Consider the following 18,721-nt stretch of genomic DNA (forward strand, 5'->3'; position numbering starts at 1 on the left):
AAGATGCTGATAAAACATTTTTTCTTTCCCTTATTTTCAAAAATCCGTTTAATTCTGAATTTTCACCTTAGCGAATCTGTTTAATTCACGTTCATTTTAGACAATCTTTACAATTTGAATAAATATAACAAACAAACGATTATATGAATGTTTTACTCATTGAGGACGATAGACGCATAAGTGAATTTATAGTAAAAGGTTTAGAAGAAAACAATTTTACAGTGCATTTGGCCGAAACTGGTGAAATTGCCAGAGACTTACTTCAAGAAAACACTTGGGATATTATCTTAATGGATATTATGCTACCGGGCATAGATGGGATACAGTTAACCAAATTAATGCGTTTTAAAAAAATCTACACTCCCATATTAATGCTTAGCGCACTTAGTAATACCGATGATAAAGTAAATGCTTTAGATTCTGGTGCAGATGATTATCTTGTAAAACCTTTCCATTTTCAAGAGTTAATTTCCAGAGTCAATGCACTCACCCGAAGAACTAAATTTAATTATGATAAGGTTGAAACATTATACACTTGTGGAAGCCTGACTATAAACCCAGAAGAGCATAAAGTTACTGAGAACAGCATCCCTATTGATTTATCTCCAAGAGAATATAAATTACTATTGTTTCTGTTAGAAAATAGAAATAAAGTAATGTCAAGAACCCAAATTCTAAATGCAGTTTGGGGAATTAATTATGATAATAATACCAATGTGGTCGATGTTTACATTTCTTATTTAAGAAACAAAATCGAACAAAACCATAAATTTATCCATACCATAAAAGGAACAGGATATATGATCAAAGAATAGTCATGAAAATACGCAATAGATTTACATTAATATCATCATTCACTTTTAGCATCGTATTTATAATTGCTTCGATTATAACATACTTATCGTTTTATAGCTATTCAGAAAAGATAATGTATAATGAACTTCAAAAAACGTGTTTGCTTACTGGTATCTTCTATTTAGAAAAAGATGAATTACCAGAAAATCAACATTTAATCATTGGGCAACAATTCAAAGAAAATTCTCTGGAAATAGTGACCCGCGTTTATAATAAGCAAAACGAAATTGTTTATGGCGAAAAAGAAAGTGATAAGAATATAACTGCTGGAAGGCTAGATCATATTAGAAAATATAAAAAATTAAGCTTTAAATCAAAACATCATTTTTATTTCGGAAGCTATTACCGTGACAACCAAGGAGATTTTGTGGTTTTTGTTAAAAAGAATGATCTTGAATTTAAAACTATTACAAACAGATTACTAATCATCATGATACTGGTTTTAGTCATTGGACTTATAATCATATATGTGGTTAGCCGTAAACTATCAAACCTTGCTTACAGTCCGATTAAAAACATTGTGAATCAAGTAAACGAAATCGAAGCTTCATCACTAGATAGACATATTATATCGCCAGAAAGCAAAGACGAAATACAAGAACTTATAGAAACCTACAACAACCTGTTTAAGCGTCTCTCAGATACTTTTGTAATTCAAAAAAACTTCATAAACTACGTTTCTCATGAATTTAAAACGCCTCTAACTGCAATATCAGGGAACCTTGAAGTATTTGCACAAAAAGAAAGAACGAGTGCAGAATATAAAGAAATGTCTGAAAAAGTGCTAGAAAATGTATATCAAATAGAAGATACTCTCAATACCCTTATGATGCTTTCAGGTCTAAGAGATAATACAGAACTTAATGAGGTTTTTAGAGTCGATGAACTCGTATGGGATATTAACGACCAATTACCAGATGTACACAAACTAAAAGACGCCCAAATACAAATTGCAATAGAAATCACTAATGATAAACTCCTTTCTATAAAAGGAAATAGCAATGAGATTAAAATTGCACTGTATAATATCATAGAGAATGCTGTTAAATACTCTAATGGCAATCCTATAAAAATAAGCTTATTACAGCAAGACAACCAATTAAAAATTATAATAGAGGATCACGGAACTGGAATTAGCGAAAACGACTTGAAATTTATCAAGCAAACTTTTTACAGAGGTGAAAATGTAAATGAAATTAAAGGTAGTGGCGTAGGACTTTCTTTGGCAAACATTATCTTCAAGCAAAATAATATTCATTTTACAATTACTTCTAAAAAAGACGAAGGCACAACGGTAACACTACTTTTTCCGCCACTCTAATCGTTTTCTAATGTTGGTCTAATCCTCTTTTAATATACATCAAATTATCATTTAATATACCGCAAGTAGCTTTGCAATATATTAAAACAACATAATTTGAAACGTATAATCTTAACCCTACTCGTTATTGTATCGCACAAAGCTGTGGCACAAATCACTACAAAAAACGATACAATTGTTCTTTCTCGAACACAGGCCGAGGCTTTGTTTCTAGACAAGAACCTTTCTCTTATTTCCGAAAAACTAAATATCGACATTGCCGATGCACAAGTTATTCAGGCGAAGTTATGGCCAAATCCCACTCTTAATGTAGGCGAGATAAATCTTTGGAAGAACTCTACTGTTGAAGACCTACCTCCTATGCTGGGTAATTTTGGTAGAACAACTCAAGTTAATGTCGAGTTAGAGCAACTTATCCAAACAGCGGGAAAAAGAAGAAAGATGATCGCCATGGAAAAAGTTGGTGTAGATATCGCTAAAGAATATTTTAAAACTTTTCTACGCAATCTGAAAATTGAGTTTAGAGGAAATCTAACCGAATTGCAATTTGTACAAGCTCAAGAGGCTGTTTACCAAAAACAACTTTCTTCGATGCAAACATTACTCAAAGCCTATAGCAATCAAGTTACACAAGGGAATATCGGTAAAGGGGAATACATTAGATTAAAAGCATCTGAATTACAATTCTTAAAAGAGATAAGCGAACTTAAGAAAGAAAATAATTCGCTGCAAAAAGAACTTAAAGTTCTTATGAATCTACCTGCAACAAGTTATATCAAACTTACTGATGATGGTTTTCTTCCTGATAATAAGAACATCGATTCTATAAATCTAGGCAATCTTTTAGCTTCTGCTGTAGAAAATAGACCCGATATGAAAGTGCTTAAACTAGAGAATGAATACAATAACAACAAGTACAAGTACGAAAAAGCCATGCGAACGCCTGATGTAACTCTAGGTGTGACTTATGATCGTGCTTCAAATATCATGAAAGATTTTGTTGGAGTAGGTTTCTCAATGGACCTTCCTTTTTTAAATAGAAATCAAGGAAATATAAAAGCTGCAAAAATAAGCATCGACCAAGGTAAATTACTAACCGAAGAAAAAGTAATAAGTGTACAAGCAGAAGTTTTACAGGCGTATGAAGATTTAATAGTTACCAGAAAACTATACGAAAGTGTTGATTCTAATTATGAAGGTGATTTGGATAAACTTTTAGAAAGCTATCGCAAAAACTTCATGCAGCGAAACACCAGCATACTAGAATATCTTGATTTTGTAGAAGCCTATTTGGAGAACAAATCAATACTACTGAATTCTAAAAAAGACCTTAATAAAAACCTTGAAGAACTACGCTATATCGCAGGTCAGGAAATTAACTAATTATCCGAATCTAGAATACTGCACTAATTGTCTAAAATAATAACAAACATAATGAAGAAACATATTTTACTTCCTATCCTTGGATTAATGCTCGTTTACGGATGTGGCAAAAAAGAAGAAATTAAAGATACAAAAGACGAGAAGTTCTGTATTGATAAAGACTTAAAAGAAAAAATCACTATCGAGTCTGCACAAAAACGTGCCGTTAGTGAATCTATAAATCTTACTGGAAACATTACTTATAACAATGACCATGTAGTACAATTTAATAGCCTTGTAGAAGGAATTATAACCAAAACTACTTTTTCATTAGGTGATTATGTAAAGAAAGGGCAAGTACTAGCAGAAATAAAAAGTACAGAGCTTAACAGTATGCAATCAGAAAGTAAATCAATACAATCACAATTATCAGTTGCTAAACGCCAATTACAAGCTACAAAATCAATGTTTGATGATGGAATTGCATCACAAAAAGATTTAATGCAAGCACAAAGTGAATTGGATGTTTTAAAATCTTCGCTTGAGAATGTAAAAGCAAATCTAGCCATGTTTAGCGCTAGTAGCGAAAGAGCCGTTTTTCAGATCAAAGCGCCAACTGAAGGTTATGTGGTTGCTAAAAATATTAGCCCCGGAATGCAGATAACTAGCGGTAGCGAACCCCTTTTTACAATTTCTGATCTAAAAGAAATTTGGGTATTGGTAAATGTTTATACCAGTAATCTAAAAAACGTATCCGAAAATATGCTAGTAGATGTTACAACGCCAGCTTACCCAGGAGAGGTTTTCAAAGGAAAAATAACCATGCTATCTAAAGTTTTTGATGCCGAAGAACATGTGCTAAAAGCAAGAATTGTAATGGAGAACAAAAACTTAAAATTGAAACCGGGAATGACTGCCGATATCATTATCGATAAACGCTTAGGTGACGAAATGTTAGTTGCTATTCCTGCAAAAGCAGCCATTTTTGACAATAATCGCGACTATATCTTAGTCTATAAAAATGATTGTACAATCGAAACCAGAGAGATAAACCCAATTATAAAAAACAATAACTGGATTTATTTTAATAAAGGAGTTAAAGAAGGTGAAAAGGTTATTACTAAAAATCACTTGTTGATTCACGAAAGATTAAAAAACTAAGTATCCTCCATAAAAACGGATAAACACAATACAAGACATGAAAAAATTTGTACAAGGTTTAGTGGCATTCTCGTTAAAAAACTCACTCATAGTTTTTTTCCTGACAGCAGTGTTACTAGTAGCCGGAATTGTAAGCTATATCAATACGCCTATAGAAGCTTTTCCCGACGTAACCAATACCCGAGCAAGAATAATTACACAATGGCCTGGAAGAAGTGCTGAAGAAGTTGAAAAATTCATCACACTGCCTATTTCCAAACAAATGAATACAATACCAAAAAAAGCCGAAGTACGCTCTATTTCGCTATTTGGACTATCGGTAGTAACCGTATTATTTAATGAAGATGTTGATGATTTTTACGCACAGCAATATGCTTCCAATCGCCTTAACGGATTAGACTTACCCGAAGGAGCCGATGTAGATATTGAACCGCCATCCGGAGCAACAGGAGAAATATTCCGATATGTTATAAAAAGTGATTTACCAATACGCGAAATCAAAGCCATTCAGGATTGGGTAATTGAAAAAGAATTGGTGTCAGTTCCGGGAGTTGCCGATGTAGTAAGTTTTGGTGGAGAAGAAAAAATCTTCGAAATAAAAATCAACCCTACACAACTAGAGAATTATAATCTATCAGCACTAGATGTTTACGAAGCTGTCTCCAAAAGCAATGTAAACGTTGGTGGTGATGTAATACAACGTGGGGATCAAGCGTATGTAGTAAGAGGTGTTGGTCTTATCAATAAAATAGAAGACATTGGTAATATACTTATAGAAACCAAAGGAGCATCGCCAATATTAGTAAAACACGTAGCCGAAGTAAAGATATCTGCTAAACCAAGATTGGGTCAAGTAGGATTAGATGGAGATGATGATGTAGTTGAAGGAATTGTAATTATGCTTCGTGAAGAAAATCCAGGTGAAGTTATAAAAAAGCTAAAAGACCGCTTAAACGAACTTAACGAAAGAGTACTTCCGGATAATGTAAAAATAATTCCGTTTATAGACCGTACTCAATTGGTAGATACAACAGTAAAAACGGTTACAAAAAACCTTATCGAAGGGATATTACTTGTATCCTTAATAGTGTTTATTTTCCTTTACAATTGGCGTACATCATTAATTGTAGCATCAGTTATTCCGCTTTCATTCTTGTTTGCAATAATCATGTTGCGAATCCAAGGATTGCCTGCTAACTTAATATCTATGGGAGCTCTGGATTTTGGGCTTCTGCTCGAAGGAACACTGGTCATAGTCGAACAGGTCTTTGTGTCGCTGGAAAAGAAAGCGCATAAAGTAGGCATGGAACGTTTTAATAAGATGAGCAAAATGGGGCTTATCAAGAAAAGTATTGGTAGCGTAGCTACTTATATTTTCTTTGCTCTAATTATTTTGATTGTTGCGCTTATGCCAATATTCTCTTTCACTAAAGTAGAAGGAAAAATGTTCTCTCCCCTAGCCTATACTTTAAGTTATGCATTATTGGGATCATTAATATTGTCACTTACTTATGTACCAGCAATGTGTAAAGTAATGTTGACCAAAAATATTGTCGAGAAAGAAAACATGATTTCGCGTTTCTTTAGAGAAAACCTATTTAAATTATTTAAATGGAGTACTCGCCACCGTAAAGCAACCTTATATGGTTTCTTAGTATTGCTTGCTGTATGTTGTGCAAAATTTGCATATTATGGTTCAGAATTTATTCCGAAACTAAATGAAGGAGCAATATATGTAAGAGCAACTTTGCCTAACAGTATCAATCTTGATGAAGCCGTGAGACTTACAAAAGAGATGAAAGCTAAAATAAGGAAATTTGAAGAAGTAAAATTTATACTTACGCAAACAGGAAGACCGAATGATGGAACAGATCCAACAGGATTCTTCAATATCGAATTGCATATTGAATTGTTGCATCAGGATGAATGGAAACGTAAAATTAGTAAAGAGGACTTGATCGCTGAGATTAAGAAGGAGCTGGATGTATATCCTGGAATTGGCTTTGGTTTTAGCCAACCTATTCAGGACAATGTAGAAGAATATGTCGCAGGTGTGAAAAGTCCTCTTGTTATAAAAATATTCGGAAATGACTTATTCCAACTAGAAGAAATGGCAGCAAAAGTTGCTACATCTATCAAAGACGTAAGAGGAATTGAAGATATAAATGTCTATAAAAATATTGGCTTACCAGAATTAAGAATACAGCTTCATGATGAAAAAATGGCACGTTATGCTATAACAACTGCCGATGCACAAGCTGTAATCCGAATGACTATTGGAGGACAAGCGGCAACCAAGTTTTATGATGACGAAAAGATCTTTGATATTAGTTTACGTTTTGAGAAAGAATACCGAGACTCAAAAGAAAAGATTGAAGACATACTTATTCCGACCATGAATGGCAAAAAGGTTCCTTTAAAAGAAATCGCTACTGTAGAATACAAAACAGGTCCAACATTTATATATCGTGAAGGAAACAGCAGATATATTGCTGTAGGGTTTAGTATCGAAGGTCGAGATTTAGGAAGTACAATTAGCGAAGCACAGAAAAAAGTGGCTGCTGAAGTAAAGCTACCTAAGGAAAATGTAATGAAATGGGCAGGAGAATTTGAAAGCAAAGAAAGAGCATCTAAGCAATTGGCACTTATTGTTCCAGTAGTATTAGTGTTGATATTATGTCTGTTGTATTTTAACTTCGGTAACTTTAAAGATACCCTAGTAGCGATAAGTGCAATGCCGTATGCCTTTATTGGTGGTTTCTTATCATTATGGATAACAGGAACAGTGTTTGGAATATCGGCAGGAATAGGTTTCATTATACTCTTTGGAGTCAGCGCGATTGATAGTATTGTCCTCATCGGAATCATAAAAGAAAATATGAGAGCCAATATGCATCTAAAAGACGCAATATCAAATGGTATTTACAGCAGAATACGTCCTATCGTAATGATAGCACTTATGGGATCCCTTGGATTATTACCCGCAGCATTGTCTACAGGAATGGGTTCAGAGGTACAAAAACCATTGGCAATTATGATTGTAGGAGGATTAATAACTTGTATGATATTATCATTAACAGTATTACCACAAGTATTTTACCTAGTATATCGTAAAAAAGACACCAGTACTATAGATTCGTAATCATCTTACTTATATTCAATTCAAAAACACCTTTAAGCAAAATGTTTAGAGGTGTTTTTTTTTATAATTATGTTGCATCAGAGTTATACCGCAAAGAATCACAAAGAGAATACGCAAAGTATCAAAAACTAAGTTTCCCTTTGCACCTTTGAGCCTTAGCAACTCTGAACCTCAGAACCTCCATCACAGTCAAGTTCCATAATGAGATTCCTCGTTCCTCGGAATGACAAGATTGAGGAGAGAACTTTGCCAGTACGCTTATAAAACTTAGAACCTTAGAACCTCAGTAACTCAGAAGCTAACCTTTGCCCCTTTGAGCCTTAGCAACTCTGAACCTCCGAACCTCCGTCACACTCAAGCTTCTTAATGGGATTCCTCGTTCCTCGGAATGACAAGATTGAGGAGAAAACTTTGCCACTATGCTTATAAAACTTAGCACCTTAGAACCTCAGTAACTCAGAAGCTAACCTTTGCCCCTTTGAGCCTTAGCTCCTTTGTCCCTCCATCACACTCAAGTTCCTTAATGAGATTCCTCGTTCCTCGGAATGACAAGATTGGGGTTTGGTTTATGTTAAAAAATGTTGCCACTATGCTTATAAAACTTAGAACCTTAGTACCTCAGAGCCTTAGCAACTTTGCTCCTTTGCTCCTTTGTCCCTTTGAGCCTTAGCAACTTAAACCAACGCAGTCTTCAATAATTTCTTAAATTCAGATGGAGATTTTCCGGTACTGCGCATGATGAACTTATTAAAATGGCTACTGTCTATGAAACCCAAATCATTACTTATTTCAGAAAATGTCAAATTGCTTTTACCTAATTTTTCAGTTACAACCTTAAGTTTTGTTTGTTCGATATAATCTCTTAGAGTTATATTTAAATGAGTTTTAAAATACTCCCCGATATAATTAATAGAAACATTAAAATAGCTTGCCATTTCTTTTTTCTTCAGCAAGTGGGGATTGGCAATATTCGAGCGGATGTAACTCAAAATAGTATCGATTTTTAAAACCTCAGTTGATTTAATATTAAAATCGTTTTCATTAAAGCTGGCATTCCTTCGTATTATCTGAATAAGCGACATCATCAGGCTCTTAATTATAATTTCGTTCTGTTCTTTTTGTTTGGCAACTTCGTCCAATATTTTCAAAATAACCAATTCGCAAAATGCTTTATCTTCATCCAGCAAAATCAAATTTCCATTGAGCTGATTGTGGTAATAAAACAGTTTTTCTATTTCCTCTATTTCCTTTTTATTTGAAAAGAAATTAGGCAAGAAACGCAAACAATGAAATTTAGTCGGTTCGAGTGTTTTAAAAGAATGATAGTCTTTTGGCGTAAGCAAATAGATATCATGCTGTTTGTAATTATGATGAATAGAATTTAGGATATGATTCCCTGTACCATATTCGATATATAGCAACTCAAAAAAGTTATGCCTATGCAGTTCTTTCTTCCAAGTTAATTCTTCAACCGAATAAATTTCGAAGTCCTTATATATAAAAAATGTATTATTCATAATCCTTAAATTATACAAATATAACCTATATTTTTACATCAATTAATGAATGTGAACCTATTTACTTTGCATCTATAATTTAAAACCTTAAATACTAAAAGATGAACTCAGATACAATAAAAATAGGAATTCTTGGAATTGGTGGAATCGGTGGATTTGTAGGCGCACCATTGGCAAAAAAGTACAAAGACAGTGCGACCCAAATCATATTTATTTGCAGAGGCGAAACTAAAGAAGCCATACAAAATGAAGGTTTACTATTTGAATCTAAAAACACAACTGAAACCATATTCCCTTATTTAGTATCAGATACTCCAGCAGAAATCGGAATCTTAGATGTATTACTAATTACTAGCAAATCATACTCTATAAGCGAAATAGTGAACACGTATAAAGATTGTATTAGTGCAGATACAATTATAATCACTTTACAAAATGTGGTTAATGCCAAAGAAATCATCCGAGAAACATTGCCAACGCAGGGGCAAATTATGGAAGGATGCATTTATGTCGCTTCGAATGTAAAAAAACCGGGAAGAGTCCAGCATGTTGGTGGACCAGGAAAGATTTTTGTTGGTGGAGAAAAAGAAAACAAATGGGTAATAGACCTATTAACAGCAGGAGGATTAGACATTACTTATGTTCCTAATATTAATCAGATCCTTTGGAAAAAATACTTATTTGTAGCTCCGGTTGCAGGAATAACATCGGCTTACAAAGTTACTTTTGGACAACTTTTAGAAGATAAAAACCTAATGCGTATTTTAGAAAATATGATGATTGAAATTCAGTCCCTTGCAAGCAAGAATAACATTAGCTTGACAGATGAAGACATTGAAACTTCAAAAGATTTATTGACAAAATTCCCATTTGAATCCAAGTCATCTTTACAATTGGATTTTGAAAACAACAACCAAACCGAAAAGTATTACTTAGTCGATTATGTAATCGAAAACAGCCATAAAAACGGAATCCCAACTCCTTTTTATGATGGCATAAATGAAAAGATTATTTCACAAAGTTACGTGGTATAAACTCAAGATTAGAGTAATTCCTTCAAGGTTATAAAGCCCTTGAAGGAATTAAATAAATTTAAAGGATTCCTCCTTTCGCTTCTCTCATCTAACATTTCACAATTCTCATTTCACTTCCCCCATCTCACCTCTCACATTTCCCCCTAACATCTAACTTTTCACATTTTACCTCTCACATTTCACCCCAACATCTAACTTTTTTCATTCTACATCTCACATTTTCACAAAAAACACCCCATTTTAGGGCTATTTATGGAACGATAAGAAAAAACTATGAAAGAAACATTTTTTAATTCTAAAATTCGTCATACATTTGCCTAACGGTGTTAAACAATTTAATACTTTATAAAAATGGCAAGCAAAGATCGAATTTTAAGACAAAAAGAAGAGACCAGAAAAAACATTCTGGATGCTGCCTGTACTATTGTAAAAGAAGATGGATGGCAAGGTCTAGTATGCGAAAAATTGCAGATAAGATTGAATACACTGCTCCAATCATTTATGAATACTTTTCGAACAAAGAAGCAATATTACAAGAATTAACAGGTAGAGGTTTCGTTAAGCTGACAATCGACCTAGAAAAAGCAAAAGCTAAATTTGACAATCCAGAAGAGCAGTTAGAAGCTATGTGGATGGCTTATTGGGATTTTGCATTTACTAATACCGATATGTATCAATTGATGTTTGGAGTACAAATGACTTGCTGTAATGAGCGATGTTCTGCTTCAGAAGCACCATACAAACTATTCGTAGCCGTTATTTCAGAAATAATGAAAGATAGTAAACCATCAGAAGAAGTAATAAAACAAAAATACTTTACATTCTTTTCAGTTATACACGGTTTAATTTCAATCTGATTATCCGTTTATGCACCTGTTATATTCGCAATTACTAGTCTGTCAAAGAGTTTGTCTCCAAAATACCGTCTGTTTAATTTGTAAATAAACTCGTTGAGATACAACTGTAAGTATTTCCTTTTGATTTTATGGTAGTTGCCCAGCAATGTCCGTTTTGCATTACTGATTGCGATATGCACCCATTTGAGTGTTTCCTTGGTGGTTTTGGCGTCTGATTTCTCGGTGACGTGCAATTCCACCAGATCGGAGATGTCAACGTAAGAAGTGCTTTTGTCCGAAAATACGATGGCATCATCCTCCATGCAGTCCCTGACCACGCCGTTGATTCCTTCACTTTGATGGCTATCCAGTACCCTGGCCTTGAAATAACGCACATGCTTCTCCTTTTTGCCCGTTTCGATATCTTCCAACGGGGTGCTTTCGGCCATCACCGCAACGTTCTGCTTTCCCTCGGCTCCCCGGCCACGTGTACCCTTGCCTCGCTCGATTTCCTTACTGGCCACCGAAAAGTAACCCTCATCCAGTTCTATCATCCCTTCCAGTGTATACCTTGCATCCCGGTTGCCCATCGCCCTGCGGAGTTTGTGTACCATCGCCCATACCGGTTCGTAACGCTTCAATCCTAATTGCTTCTGGAGTTCGTTGGTGGAGAATCCCTTTTTTGTGCAACTCATCAGGAACATCGTTTTGTACCACACCAGAAACGGCAGCTTGGAGCTCTCCATGATCGTACCGCTGCGCAACGAGGTGCGGAAACGGCAACCTTTGCATTCATAACTCCATTTACCCTGTAACCAATAATGGGAAGTGCCCCCGCATCGCTTGCAGACAACCCCTTCCTTATCACGCTGCTCCTTGAAATGCAAACGACAATCTTCCTCCGAACCGAAATGAGCCGTAAAACTGAATATGTTCATAATCCCTGCTTTTTGAGCGCTAATATACTAAAAATATTAGGTGTGTTTGCGGAGAATCAGAATTTCAATCAACATTATCAACAAAAGTGAAACATTAGAAAAAATAAACGTACAAATTTTAAAAGATGCCATTGGTGGAATCATAAAATCGATACGTTAAAAAAAATTTAATCCTCACTTAACACTGATAAATAATTTAATGTAGTAATTTTGAACCAAATTTTGTCATCTACCACGGAGTCAAAATTTTTTTTTCCTTTTCTACTTAACACCGATAAATAATTTAATACAGTTTTCAAGTCCAATCCTTATTAGTTAGAATGGAATTGAAATTTTTTCAAAACTTCACTTAACAGTGATAAATAATTTAATACCGATTATAATTCACTTATAACTGGAAGGAATAATTATATGGATTTTTACAACTTATTACTTAACACCGTTAAATAACCTAATGCAATTAAATGTGAATCAAATAAATACAAACCCCAATCCGAATTTAAATAACTCAAATGTTCAACAAATTAAAATCAATGCTAAAATGAAAAAAATATTTTTAACCAGTATCCTGCTTGCCCTAGTTGTAATGGGATGCGCAGATAAGGCTCAAGCACCAGCTCCTGCAGCCCCATTATTACCTGTACTAGCAATTAAAAACACAAATGCTACAACAGATTCTGAATATCCAGCATCAATACAAGGAACAATTGACGTAGAGATTCGCCCACAAGTAAGCGGAAACCTAGACAGAGTTTTAGTCGATGAGGGTGCATACGTTTCAAAAGGACAATCATTATTTAAAATAAACGAACGTCCATTTCGTGAGCAACTTAACAATGCACTAGCAAATCTTCACGGAGCCGAAGCAGCATTAATCAATACTCAATTAGAAATTGATAAGCTAACTCCACTTGTACAAAACAAAGTAGTTTCAGACTATCAATTAAAAACTGCAAAAGCTTCACATAGAATCGCTGCTGCAAATATTGAGCAAGCCAAAGCAATGGTAGAATCGGCAAAAATCAACCTAAGCTATACTACGATTACTGCTCCAGTGAGCGGGTACATAGGAAGACTTCCAAAAAAACAAGGAAGTTTAGTTTCAGTATCTGATGTAGAGCCGTTAACAAAACTATCAGATGTTCATGAAGTATATGCTTATTTCTCATTGGGAGAAACTGACTTTATCAATTTCAAAACACAATATTCAGGAAATACTGTAGGTGATAAAATCAAAAACCTCCCTCCTGTTTCATTAATCCTAGCTGATGGTAATGCATATACACAATCAGGAAAAATCGATATGGTTGATGGACAATTTGACAAAAACACAGGAGCAATTACACTAAGAGCAACTTTCCCTAATGCAAACGGGACATTACGTTCAGGAAACACAGGAAAAATCCGTTTAGGAATTCAGCATGATGATGCAATTTTGGTTCCACAATCTGCAACTATAGAAATGCAAGACAAAGTTTTCGTTTATACACTAAGCAAAGAAAACAAGGTAAATAAAATGCCAATCACAATTATGGGTAAAACAGGAACAGATTATCTTATTAAAGATGGTGTGAAATCTGGTGATCAAATCGTATTAAGCGGTGTCGACAAACTACAGGAAGGACAAGTAATTCAGCCAGAGAAATCGACTGCTAAAGTTGCCCAAATAATTAACAAAAAATAATTTAGCGAAAAATGTTCAAAATATTCATACAAAGACCTGTACTGGCAACTGTTATCTCCATTCTATTGGTGATATTGGGTGTACTTGGACTTACAAAATTACCCTTACAACAGTTTCCCGATATTGCACCGCCATCGGTTTTGGTAACAGCAGTATATCCGGGAGCAAGTGCCGAAACGGTCTTGCGTTCAGTAGCACCATCACTAGAAGAGTCTATAAATGGTGTGGAGAACATGACCTATATGAGTTCAACAGCCAGTAATGATGGTACACTAGCGATTACAATTTTCTTTAAATTGGGTACAGATGCCGATCAAGCTGCAGTTAACGTTCAGAACAGAGTTGCCCAAGCAACAAGTCAGCTACCCTCAGAGGTAGTGCAGCAAGGGGTAACTACTGCAAAACAACAAAATAGCTTTATTATGGGTATTGGTTTATATACCGAAGATGAAGCAAAATACGATCAAACATTTATTGCCAATTATGCACAAATTAATATTATTCCCGAAATAAAACGTATTCCAGGAGTAGGTTCAGCAAGTATATTTGGTGGAGTAAGAGATTACTCAATGCGTGTATGGTTAAACCCAACACAAATGGCAACGTATCAGGTTACACCAAATGAGGTGATGAAAGCCATACAAGATAAAAGTTTAGAAGCAGCTCCGGGTAAATTTGGAGAACGAAGTAAAGAAGTTTTTGAGTACGTTATTAAGTACAAAGGAAAGCTAACCAAACCCGAAGAATATGAAAAAATAGCTATACGCTCTAATGCCGATGGTTCGATACTACGTTTAAGAGATGTGGCAAGAGTAGAACTTGGAGCCTATTCATACAACAGTTTAACTCGTTTAAATGGTAAAAAAGGAGTCGTAATAGGTATTATACAATTAGCAGGATCAAACTCAAACGATATTCAGGTAGCTATTAACAAGCTAATGGAAAAATCGGCTAAAAGCTTCCCTGCTGGAATAAAACAAAACGTATTCTATAGTACAAAAGTTTCATTAGACCAATCAATAGATCAGGTAAAACACACATTAATAGAGGCTTTTATATTAGTATTTATAGTAGTATTTATATTCCTGCAAGATTTTAGATCTACATTGATTCCAGCAATTGCAGTTCCAGTAGCTATTTTAGGTACCTTTTTCTTCATGCAGTTATTTGGCTTTTCGATAAATCTATTGACCTTATTTGCCTTAATCCTAGCGATTGGTATCGTCGTGGATGATGCCATTGTCGTCGTCGAGGCTGTGCATGCAAAAATGGAACATAAAAATTTATCGCCAAAAGCAGCTACAAATGAAGCAATGCACGAAATTACAGGAGCAATTATTTCGATAACCTTAGTAATGGCAGCCGTGTTCTTGCCAGTAGGATTTATGGAAGGTTCTACAGGAGTTTTCTATCGTCAGTTTGCCTTCACGCTAGCAATTGCAATTTTAATTTCGGCTGTAAACGCATTAACTTTAAGTCCAGCACTTGCTGCTTTATTCTTAAAAAATAATCATGCAACACATAATGATGATGCTGAAGCAAAAAAAGGATTTAAAGAAAAGTTCTTTATAGGATTCAACAAAAGTTTTAATTCATTAACCAACCGTTATGTAGGGAGCTTAAGATTCTTAATTCGTAACAAATGGGTTAGTTTAGGAGGATTAGCAGTAATAACAGCTGCAACAATCTTAATGGTAAAAACAACTCCTGCTGGATTTATCCCAACAGAAGATCAAGGGTTTATTGCAATTGCAGTTAATACACCATCAGGAACATCATTAGATGGAACTCAGAAAGTAATGACTGAGGCAGAAAACACACTAAGAGGATTAGATCCTTCAAGATTCGTTACTGCAATTTCAGGATTTAACTTATTAACGAATTCAACAAGTCCATCATCGGCAGTTATTTTCGTATTGCTTAAACCAAATGAAGAGCGTGGAGAGATTAAAAATATCGATCAAATTATGGCTGATGTGCAAGCAAAACTAGGTGCAATTTCAGGAGGTAGTTTCTTTGTGTTCAGCTTCCCTACCGTTCCGGGTTTCAGTAATGTAGAAGCATTGGATTTAGTACTGCAAGATAAAACAGGAGGTAAACTAGATAAATTTAGTGGCATCTCACAGACTTTTATCGGCGAACTAATGAAACGACCAGAAATAGCTGTAGCATTTACCACCTTTAAAGCCGATTATCCACAGTTGCAATTGGATATTGATGATGAAAAAGCAGATCAATTGGGCGTAAATGTAAAAGACATTCTACAAACCATGCAAGCTTATTTTGGTAGTGCACAAGCATCAGACTTTAACCGATTTGGTAAATATTATAGAGTTGTTGTACAAGCAGATATTGCAGATAGAGCCGAGCCATCATCAATCAATAACGTTTTTGTAAAAAACAAAAATGGCGGAATGGTTCCAATAAATACTTTGGTAAAACTAACCCGTATTTATGGTTCAGAAACAGTTTCAAGATACAACTTGTTCAACTCTATTTCGATTAATGCCATTCCAAAACCAGGATTTAGTTCAGGAGATGCCATTAAAGCAATAGAAGAAGTAGCTGCACAACAATTGCCAGCAGGATATAGCTATGAATTTTCAGGGCAAACCCGTGAAGAAATTTCATCAGGAGGACAATCAACAACCATTTTCCTACTCTGTCTTATATTCATTTATTTCCTACTTGCTGCACAATATGAAAGTTACATCTTGCCATTGGCAGTAATACTATCAATCCCAGTAGGAGTATTTGGAGTATTCGTAGCAATTGGATTAACAGGAATCGAGAACAACATTTATGTACAAGTTGCCCTAGTCATGCTTATAGGATTACTAGCCAAAAATGCGATTCTTATTGTCGAGTTTGCTTCACAGCGAAGAAAAGCAGGAAAATCATTAGTCGCAGCGTCGATAGAAGCTGCCAAACTAAGACTAAGACCAATTATCATGACGTCACTAGCATTTGTAGTGGGAATCATCCCAATGATGAGTGCCACAGGACCATCTGCAAAAGGAAACCACTCAATAAGTATTGGTGCTGCGGGCGGAATGATTTCAGGAGTAATTCTTGGGGTATTAATCATCCCAGTTCTATTTATCGTATTCCAACATTTACAAGAAAAGGTTTCTGGAAAATCATTAGCCGTAATACATAACGAAGAAAAATAAAAATGGAAAATTATATAACATCAGTTCTGATAACAGTATTTGTTGTCTTTACATTAATATCCTGGAAAGTTTCAAAAGTACTTGAAGCACCAGAAGACAAATGTCAAAAAAATTAATGATACCATATAAAATGAAAAATTATATAACAAAAACTGTTGCGATACTAGTACTCCTCGTAACATTCATATCCTGTAAAGTTTCCAAGGATATTGAAGTTCCAAAAGATGCATTCCCTGATAATTTCAGGGGTGCATCCGCTTCAAGCGATACAACAAGTACTGCTAATATGGAATGGAAAACTTTCTTTACAGAGAAAGACATTGTAAAACTGATAGACAGCGCAATTACAAAAAACAATGATTTGCAAATTGCAACCAAAAATATTGAAATTGCACAATATCAATTAACACAGGCAAAATGGGGAAATATTCCTGAAGTAAATGCCTTTATAAACGGAAGTATCAATAATCCATCTAAGAATAGTTTCAACGGACATAATCTAAATCAATCTTTAAATAAGAGTCATATCGAAGACTATTCAGCAGGAATCGGACTCTCGTGGGAAGCTGATATTTGGGGTAAAATTCGCAGTCAGAAAAAAGAAGCTTATGCAGGATATCTTCAATCAGAAGAAGTGAAGAAAGCATTACAAACAACTATCGTTTCTAATGTTTCCAAAGGATATTACAATCTTTTAATGCTAGATTCTCAATTAGAAATTGCCAAAAAGAACTTGAAATTAAATGACAGTACCACCTTCATCATCAAATTAAAATACGATGCAGGTCAGGTAACATCATTAGCCATTCAACAATCAGAAGCACAAAAACTAATTGCAGCCCAATTGATTCCTTTATTAGAACAAAATATCGCTATTCAAGAAAATGCATTAAGCGTATTAACGGGTACATTCCCTAGTTCAAAAGAAAGAACCATTACACTGAATTCGATCGAGTTAAAACAAAACTTAACAGCAGGAATTCCGTCATCATTAGTAAGACAAAGACCTGATGTAAAAAGTGCTGAATTAGCATTGGTAAAAGCAAATGCAACTGTTGGTATCACAAAAGCAAGCTTATATCCTTCTCTTAAAATTACAGCAAGCGGAGGACTAAATTCATTCGAAACAAGTAATTGGTTTAACATTCCAGCTTCCTTATTCGGAACAGCGCTTGGTGGATTAACACAACCTTTGTTAAACAATAAAAAAATAAGAACACAGTACAATATTGCCAAAGTCGAAAGAGAAAAAGCAGTATTAAACTTCAGACAATCAGTACTAGTTGCTGTTAGCGAAGTATCTGATGCTTTGGTAAAAATTGAAAAACTAGAAAGCCAACAATTCTTTCTAAAAGAGCGAGTAAAAACATTGCAACAAGCAATTTCCAACTCAAATATGCTCTTTAAAAACGGAATGGCTGACTATCTAGAAGTCATTACAGCACAAGCCAATATATTGCAAAGCGAGCTAGAACTGGCCAATATAAAACGCGAACAATTAACCGCCAATACCGAGTTGTATAGAGCACTTGGTGGAGGATGGAAATAATACCTATTACCCGTTAATTATTTATTTTTTGAGATGACGCTGTAAGACTTCGGTTTTACGGCGTTTTTTTTATGGAGCTACTTCCTGCTGTACACTGTATCTTTTATAGCATCCCGATGAATATCGGGACCACCATAAAAGGATGCCGT

12 protein-coding genes are annotated in these 18,721 nt (G+C 34.8%); 10 read left to right on the plus strand and 2 right to left on the minus strand.

What is annotated here, in order from left to right; genetic code table 11:
* Positions 1-143 precede the first annotated feature (143 nt).
* The 5 genes from LNQ49_RS02175 to LNQ49_RS02195 all read left to right on the plus strand — a co-directional run bounded on the left by LNQ49_RS02175 (position 144) and on the right by LNQ49_RS02195 (position 7,841).
* Positions 144-815 (plus strand): response regulator transcription factor, encoded by a 672-nt coding sequence (locus LNQ49_RS02175; RefSeq protein WP_229987146.1) that lies wholly within the window; start codon positions 144-146, stop codon positions 813-815.
* A gap of 2 nt (positions 816-817) precedes the next feature.
* A complete protein-coding gene (locus LNQ49_RS02180) occupies positions 818-2,176 on the plus strand; it encodes a sensor histidine kinase (RefSeq protein WP_229987147.1) in 1,359 nt (452 codons plus the stop codon).
* 96 nt (positions 2,177-2,272) lie between these two features.
* On the plus strand, positions 2,273-3,559 hold the full coding sequence (locus LNQ49_RS02185; RefSeq protein ID WP_229987148.1) for a TolC family protein: 1,287 nt from the start codon (positions 2,273-2,275) through the stop codon (positions 3,557-3,559).
* A gap of 51 nt (positions 3,560-3,610) precedes the next feature.
* Positions 3,611-4,699, plus strand: a complete 1,089-nt coding sequence (locus tag LNQ49_RS02190) for an efflux RND transporter periplasmic adaptor subunit (RefSeq protein ID WP_229987149.1) — start codon at positions 3,611-3,613, stop codon at positions 4,697-4,699.
* Positions 4,700-4,736: 37 nt separating this feature from the next.
* A complete protein-coding gene (locus LNQ49_RS02195) occupies positions 4,737-7,841 on the plus strand; it encodes an efflux RND transporter permease subunit (RefSeq protein WP_229987150.1) in 3,105 nt (1,034 codons plus the stop codon).
* A 674-nt stretch (positions 7,842-8,515) separates the two neighbouring features.
* On the opposite strand, the gene LNQ49_RS02200 is transcribed toward LNQ49_RS02195, so the two are convergent.
* A complete protein-coding gene (locus tag LNQ49_RS02200) occupies positions 8,516-9,358 on the minus strand; it encodes an AraC family transcriptional regulator (protein ID WP_229987151.1) in 843 nt (280 codons plus the stop codon).
* Positions 9,359-9,459: 101 nt separating this feature from the next.
* Here LNQ49_RS02200 and LNQ49_RS02205 point away from each other — a divergent pair, with 101 nt between their 5' ends.
* Positions 9,460-10,392 carry a ketopantoate reductase family protein gene (locus tag LNQ49_RS02205; protein ID WP_229987152.1) on the plus strand — a complete coding sequence of 311 codons (933 nt, stop codon included), beginning with the start codon at positions 9,460-9,462 and terminating at the stop codon, positions 10,390-10,392.
* Between the two features lie 440 nt (positions 10,393-10,832).
* A complete protein-coding gene (locus LNQ49_RS02210) occupies positions 10,833-11,249 on the plus strand; it encodes a TetR/AcrR family transcriptional regulator (protein ID WP_229987153.1) in 417 nt (138 codons plus the stop codon).
* A gap of 8 nt (positions 11,250-11,257) precedes the next feature.
* On the opposite strand, the gene LNQ49_RS02215 is transcribed toward LNQ49_RS02210, so the two are convergent.
* Entirely contained in the window at positions 11,258-12,166 is a 909-nt protein-coding gene (locus LNQ49_RS02215) for an IS1595-like element ISBbi1 family transposase (protein ID WP_005807145.1), read from the minus strand.
* 541 nt (positions 12,167-12,707) lie between these two features.
* Here LNQ49_RS02215 and LNQ49_RS02220 point away from each other — a divergent pair.
* From LNQ49_RS02220 to LNQ49_RS02230, 3 genes are all read left to right on the plus strand, one after another.
* Positions 12,708-13,850: an efflux RND transporter periplasmic adaptor subunit gene (locus LNQ49_RS02220; RefSeq protein ID WP_229987154.1), complete on the plus strand. Its 1,143-nt coding sequence runs from the start codon at positions 12,708-12,710 to the stop codon at positions 13,848-13,850.
* A gap of 11 nt (positions 13,851-13,861) precedes the next feature.
* On the plus strand, positions 13,862-17,023 hold the full coding sequence (locus LNQ49_RS02225) for an efflux RND transporter permease subunit (protein WP_229987155.1): 3,162 nt from the start codon (positions 13,862-13,864) through the stop codon (positions 17,021-17,023).
* 130 nt (positions 17,024-17,153) lie between these two features.
* Positions 17,154-18,572: a TolC family protein gene (locus LNQ49_RS02230; protein WP_229987156.1), complete on the plus strand. Its 1,419-nt coding sequence runs from the start codon at positions 17,154-17,156 to the stop codon at positions 18,570-18,572.
* Positions 18,573-18,721 lie beyond the last annotated feature (149 nt).

It is taken from the genome of Flavobacterium pisciphilum, assembly GCF_020905345.1.
Classification (GTDB): domain Bacteria; phylum Bacteroidota; class Bacteroidia; order Flavobacteriales; family Flavobacteriaceae; genus Flavobacterium; species Flavobacterium pisciphilum.